This is a genomic window from Streptomyces beijiangensis (assembly GCF_017315755.1).
Taxonomy (GTDB): domain Bacteria; phylum Actinomycetota; class Actinomycetes; order Streptomycetales; family Streptomycetaceae; genus Streptomyces; species Streptomyces beijiangensis.
On the sequence record NZ_JAFLRJ010000308.1, the window covers coordinates 1 to 5,767 of the forward strand.

Annotated in this window: 5 protein-coding genes and 1 pseudogene; 5 read left to right on the forward strand and 1 reads right to left on the reverse strand. The window is 69.0% G+C overall.

Annotation, left to right across the window (positions count from 1 at the left end; translation table 11 throughout):
* Together J0695_RS28170 and hutH are read left to right on the forward strand one after the other, a co-directional pair.
* Nucleotides 1–213, forward strand: a pseudogene (locus J0695_RS28170) (diguanylate cyclase); the annotation flags it as partial.
* A gap of 93 nt (nt 214–306) precedes the next feature.
* Nucleotides 307–1,845, forward strand: a complete 1,539-nt coding sequence (gene hutH / locus J0695_RS28175; protein WP_206966633.1) for a histidine ammonia-lyase — start codon at nt 307–309, stop codon at nt 1,843–1,845.
* Nucleotides 1,846–1,940: 95 nt separating this feature from the next.
* Here the strand turns inward: hutH and J0695_RS28180 are convergent, their stop codons facing one another.
* Complete coding sequence (locus J0695_RS28180) at nt 1,941–2,108, reverse strand: hypothetical protein (protein ID WP_206966635.1); 168 nt, start codon at nt 2,106–2,108, stop codon at nt 1,941–1,943.
* Between the two features lie 220 nt (nt 2,109–2,328).
* Here J0695_RS28180 and J0695_RS28185 point away from each other — a divergent pair, with 220 nt between their 5' ends.
* From J0695_RS28185 to J0695_RS28195, 3 genes are all read left to right on the forward strand, one after another.
* Nucleotides 2,329–3,594: a L,D-transpeptidase gene (locus J0695_RS28185; protein WP_206966627.1), complete on the forward strand. Its 1,266-nt coding sequence runs from the start codon at nt 2,329–2,331 to the stop codon at nt 3,592–3,594.
* A gap of 126 nt (nt 3,595–3,720) precedes the next feature.
* Nucleotides 3,721–5,199, forward strand: coding sequence for an ABC transporter permease (locus tag J0695_RS28190; RefSeq protein ID WP_206966629.1), 1,479 nt, complete (start codon nt 3,721–3,723; stop codon nt 5,197–5,199).
* A gap of 57 nt (nt 5,200–5,256) precedes the next feature.
* On the forward strand, nt 5,257–5,767 hold a 511-nt coding region (locus J0695_RS28195), incomplete at its 3' end, for an ABC transporter ATP-binding protein (protein WP_206966631.1).

The following is a 5,767-nucleotide window of genomic DNA, read 5'->3' on the forward strand; positions in this document are numbered from 1 at the left end:
GCCTCGACGGGCGACCCCATCGGCCCCGTGCGCTCGGCCCGCCGCCTCTTCCGCCTCGCGGACGCGGCCCAGTACAGCGCAAAGGCGACGCGCTCCCTGAAACCGGTGGTGGCGGGCCGCGACGGAGCGGTCATCCGCCTCGCCGACGCCCCGCCGTCCCGAACGGACCGCCGCCGCTTCCGGGGGACACGGCCGCAGCACGGGCCGGGGTGAGGGGCCGGCCCGGGCTGCGGAATCGGTAAGGGGTCAACCTGCTGTCCGGTGGTGACAGTTTGGGTTTCAGTCCGTACGCTCCTGAATATGGATATGCACACCGTTGTGTTGGGGACGTCCGGGACCACCACCGCCGACGTCATCGCCGTGGCCCGGGGGAACGCCCGGATCGAGATCTCCGGCGAGGCTCTCTCCGCCCTTGCCGCCGCCCGCGCGATCGTGGACGCGCTGGCCGCCAAGCCCGAGCCGGTCTACGGCGTCTCGACCGGCTTCGGGGCGCTCGCCTCCCGGCACATCAGCCCGGAGCTCCGCGCGCAGCTGCAGCGCAACATCGTGCGCTCGCACGCCGCCGGCATGGGGCCCCACGTGGAGCGCGAGGTCGTACGCGCCCTGATGTTCCTGCGGCTCAAGACCGTCTGCTCCGGGCACACCGGGGTGCGGCCGGAGGTCGCCCAGACCATGGCCGACGTACTGAACGCGGGCATCACGCCCGTCGTCCACGAGTACGGCTCGCTCGGCTGCTCCGGCGACCTCGCGCCGCTCTCGCACTGCGCGCTGACCCTGATGGGCGAAGGCGACGCGGAAGGCCCTGACGGGGTCGTGAAGCCCGCCGGGGAGCTGCTCGCCGCTGCCGGGATCACCCCCGTCGAGCTGCGCGAGAAGGAGGGGCTCGCGCTCCTCAACGGGACCGACGGCATGCTCGGCATGCTCGTCATGGCCATCGACGACCTGGAGATGCTCTACAAGAGCGCCGATGTCACTGCCGCGCTGAGCCTTGAGGCCCTGCTGGGGACCGACAAGGTGCTCGCTCCTGAGCTGCACGCGATTCGCCCCCACCCGGGGCAGGGTGCCGCCGCCGCCAACATGCTGAAGGTGCTTGAGGGGTCCGAGCTCACCGGGCACCACCAGGACGACGCGCCGAGGGTCCAGGACGCGTACTCGGTGCGGTGCGCTCCGCAGGTTGCGGGGGCCGGGCGCGACACGCTCGCCTACGCGCGCGTCGTCGCGGAGAGGGAGCTCGCCTCCGCTGTCGACAATCCTGTCGTGCTGGCCGACGGGCGCGTGGAGTCCAACGGGAACTTCCACGGGGCGCCTGTGGCGTACGTGCTCGACTTCCTTGCGATCGCTGCCGCTGACCTCGGGTCCATCGCCGAGCGCAGGACCGACCGGCTGCTCGACAAGAACCGCTCGCACGGGCTGCCGGCCTTCCTCGCCGACGACGCCGGTGTCGACTCCGGGCTGATGATCGCCCAGTACACCCAGGCCGCTCTGGTGAGTGAGATGAAGCGGCTCGCCGTGCCTGCTTCGGTCGATTCGATTCCGTCTTCCGCCATGCAGGAGGACCACGTGTCGATGGGCTGGTCGGCCGCCCGCAAGCTCCGGACCTCCGTGGGGAACCTCGCGCGGATCGTCGCCGTGGAGCTGTACGCCTCCACGCGCGCGATCGAGCTGCGCGAGGGGCTCACGGCTGCGCCGGCCTCGCGGGCCGTCATCGAGGCCGTACGGAAGGCAGGCGTCGAGGGGCCCGGGCCCGACCGGTTCCTGGCGCCGGATCTTGCCGCTGCCGATGCGTTTGTGCGGGGCGGGGGCGTGGTTGCTGCCGTGGAGACCGTGACGGGGGCGCTGGCGTAGGGCGTAGGAGGCGGGGAGCGGGGCCTGCGGCGGGCGTTTCGGGGCTCTGCCCCGGACCCCGCTCCTCAATCGCCGGAGAGGCTTGAGCGGGCCGGTTACTTGGCTGTTTGCTGGGCTGCCGTTGCCGAGTGCTCGACTGTTGCCACCGGCTGCTGCGGCTCTTGTGTCGCATTCGCCGACGGTACGAACCACAGGGCGCAGAGCAGCGTGCCCGCAGCGGTGGCGGTCAGCAGCGGGCGGCGTACGGAAGCGGACGCGTGCACGAATCGATCTCCCTTGTGGCATACACGAATTGGCCCCCTGGACACTGATGCTAGTGACACCAGGTGGTGGAGGAAAGCCCTGGCCACCCCGATGTTCGGCGGATGATTCGGCTGAGGAAGATGGGGTACCCGGCGTGTCGTTCCCCACAACCTCGGATGATGCGGAACTGAACCGCCGGTATGGGTGTTCTTACGGGGTAAGGCAGGGGAATCGGCAACGATGGAGAAGCGTGTGATGACGGACAGCAAGCGACGCAGGGCTCTGATAGCCGCGTCAGCGGTGCTCGGCGGCGTTGTGGTGCTGTCGGCATGCAGCGGCAGCAGCGACAAGGCGAGCAGCCCCGACAGTTCGAAGTCGTCGCAGGCCCAGGCGGATGCGGCAGCCGCCGAGGACGCGTCCGCCGCGAAGATCGTTATCGCGCCGAAGGCGGGCACGCAGAACGCGGGCATCAACAGTGACGCCAAGGTCACCGTCAGCGAGGGCAAGCTGACACAGGTGGCGATGACCACCGCCGCCGGAGCCGCTGTCAAGGGCACGATCTCCGCCGACGGCGCCAGCTGGAAGCCGGACGCGCAGCTCGACCGGTCGACGACGTACAAGATCGACGCGACCGCCACGGACGCGAAGGGCCGCCAGGCCCACGAGAACTCGTCCTTCACCACGGTCTCGCCCGCCAACAGCTTCATCGGGAACTTCACCCCCGAGGACGGCTCCACGGTCGGTGTGGGCATGCCGGTGTCGATCAACTTCAACAAGGCGATCACCGACAAGAAGGCCGTCCAGTCCGCGGTCACGGTCACCTCCAGCGCGGGACAGGAGGTCGTCGGGCACTGGTTCTCCGGTACGAGGCTCGACTTCCGCCCCGACCAGTACTGGAAGGAAGGCTCGACCGTCACCCTGAAGCTGGCCCTGGACGGAGTCGAGGGCGCCAACGGCGTCACCGGTGTCCAGGACAAGACGGTCACCTTCAAGATCGGCCGCAACCAGGTCTCCGTGGTGGACGCCAAGGCGCACACCATGAAGGTCATGCAGGACGGGGCCGTCATCAAGACGATCCCGATCTCGGCGGGATCGCCGGAGCACACCACGTACAACGGCCAGATGGTGATCTCCGAGAAGTACAAGCAGACTCGTATGAACGGTGCGACGGTCGGCTTCACGGACTCCGACGGCAAGGGCGAGTACGACATCAAGGACGTGCCGCACGCCATGCGGCTGTCCAACTCGGGCACCTTCATCCATGGCAACTACTGGGGCGCCAAGTCGATCTTCGGCTCCACCAACACCAGCCATGGCTGCGTCGGCCTGTCCGACACCAAGGGCGCCAACGACCCGAACACGTCGGCCGCGTGGTTCTACAACCACTCGCTCGTCGGTGACGTCGTGATCGTCAAGAACTCCAACGACAAGACCATCCAGCCCGACAACGGCCTCAACGGCTGGAACCTGAGCTGGTCCGCGTGGAAGGCCGCTTCGGCCGTCTGATCCGACGCCACAGACCGCAGGCGGCCGTTCCCCCTCACCACAGGGGGAACGGCCGCCTGCGGCGTTCTCATGCGACTCTCACGCGGGCCTTATCCCACCATCACCGCAGCGACTTAATTTCGCGCCATGTTCTTCACCTACCTCCGGCGCGAACTGCGCCGCCGCAGAAAGGCGGCGCTCGTCGTCGCCTCGGGGCTCGCCCTCGGCATCGCGCTGGTCATCGTCGTCTCCTCTGTCTCCACGGGCATGAGCACGGCGCAGGACAAAGTCCTGCAATCGCTGTACGGACTCGGTACGGACATGACCGTCACCAAGGCCGCCCCTGCGTCGGGGACCGGTTCCAACGCGCGCCCGAAGTTCAACTTCGACGCGAAGCAGAACGACGACTCATCGACGCAGTCCAGCGACCGCGTCATGGTCCAGGGCTTCCAGACCCTGGCCTCCACCACCGTCGACAAGGTCGGCAAGCAGAGCGGGGTCTCCGACGCCGTCGGCGGCCTCTCGCTCACCGTCATGAAGGTCGACGGGCAGTTCAAGCGCGGCGAGTTCAAGCAGGACCCGGGCACGGCTGCCGGAGGCACCGGCGGCCGCCAGGGCGGCGGCACCGGCGCGCCGAAGGGCGAGGTCCAGGGCGGCGGCGCCTCGTTCGACGTCAACTCCTTCACCGTGTACGGCACCGACGTCGCGCACCAGGGCCTCGGCCCGCTGACCTCCTCCAAGCTCACCAAGGGCCGCACCTTCACGAGCGCCGAGAACAATGGCAAGGTCGCCATCGTCGACGCCTCGTACGCCAAGGAGAAGAAGCTCGCGGTCGACTCGACCGTCACCATCTCCGGTACGAAGTTCAAGGTCGTCGGCGTCGCGACGCCCGACAGCGGTGACGCGGCCGCCAACGTCTACATCCCGCTGACGCAGGCCCAGACCCTGGCCGACTCCAAGAACAAGGTCACCACGGTCTACGTCAAGGCCACCGACTCGAAGCAGATCAGCAGCGTCAAGTCGACGATCCAGAAGAACATCTCGGGCACCACCGTCACCACCTCCGCCGATCTGGCGAAGTCGGTCTCGGGCTCCCTGTCCACCGCGTCGAACCTCGCGACGAACGTCGGCAAGTGGCTGTCGATCGCCGTCCTCGTCGCCGCCTTCCTGGTGGCCGGACTGCTCACCTCCTCGGCCGTCAGCCGGCGTGTGCGCGAGTTCGGCACGCTCAAGGCGCTGGGCTGGAAGAGCCGCCGGGTCACCGGGCAGGTCGTCGGTGAGGCCCTGGTCAACGGCCTCCTCGGCGGGGTGCTCGGTATCGCGCTCGGTCTGGCCGGTGCGTACACCGTGACCGCGATCAGCCCGACGCTCTCCGCCTCGCTCGGCTCCACGGGCGGCGGCGGTGGCGGAGGCGGAGGCGGCTTCGGTGGTGGCGGCGGCTTCGGCGGCCCCGCCAGGCAGACCGCGTCCAAGGCCGTGGACATCGCGCTGACCGCGCCCGTCTCGGTCACCACCATCGCCATGGCGGTCGCCCTCGCTGTCGCGGGCGGACTCATCGCGGGCGCCTTCGGCGGCTGGCGCGCATCGCGGCTGCGGCCTGCGGACGCGCTGCGCCGCGTCGAGTAGCCCGGCCGGACAGAGCCCCGAACTTCCTTACGTACAGCAGGAGTTGAGAGCGATCCCATGTATGAACTCAGCGGCGTCATCAAGCGTTACGCCAAAGGCAAGAAGACCGTCAACGCCCTCGCCGGTGTCGACCTGACGATCGAGGACGGCGGCCGGCTCGTCATCCAGGGCCCCACCGGCGGCGGCAAGTCCACGCTGCTGCAGATGCTCGGCGGACTCGACCGGCCGACCGAGGGCAGCATCGTCTTCGACGGCGTCGACCTGGCCAAGCTCAGCGAGGCCAAGCTGACGAAGGTACGCAGCGAGAACATCGGCTTCGTCTTCCAGTCCTTCAATCTGATCCCCACCCTCACCGCCCAGGAGAACGTCGAGACGGCTCTCGTGCCGCTCGGCCTCAAGGCCAAGGCGCGGCGCGCACAGGCGGCGGAGGCCCTGGAGTCGGTGGGTCTCGGCGAGCGCCGCGGCCACCTCCCCGGCGAGATGTCCGGCGGTCAGCAGCAGCGCGTCGCGATCGCCCGCGCCCTGGTCAAGAAGCCGAAGGTGCTCCTCGCCGACGAGCCCACCGGCA

Coding starts and splice junctions, on each gene's coding strand:
- hutH (WP_206966633.1), top strand. CDS start 307: ATGCACACCGTTGTGTTGGGGACGTCCGGGACCACCACCGCCGACGTC.
- J0695_RS28185 (WP_206966627.1), top strand. CDS start 2,329: ATGGAGAAGCGTGTGATGACGGACAGCAAGCGACGCAGGGCTCTGATA.
- J0695_RS28190 (WP_206966629.1), top strand. CDS start 3,721: ATGTTCTTCACCTACCTCCGGCGCGAACTGCGCCGCCGCAGAAAGGCG.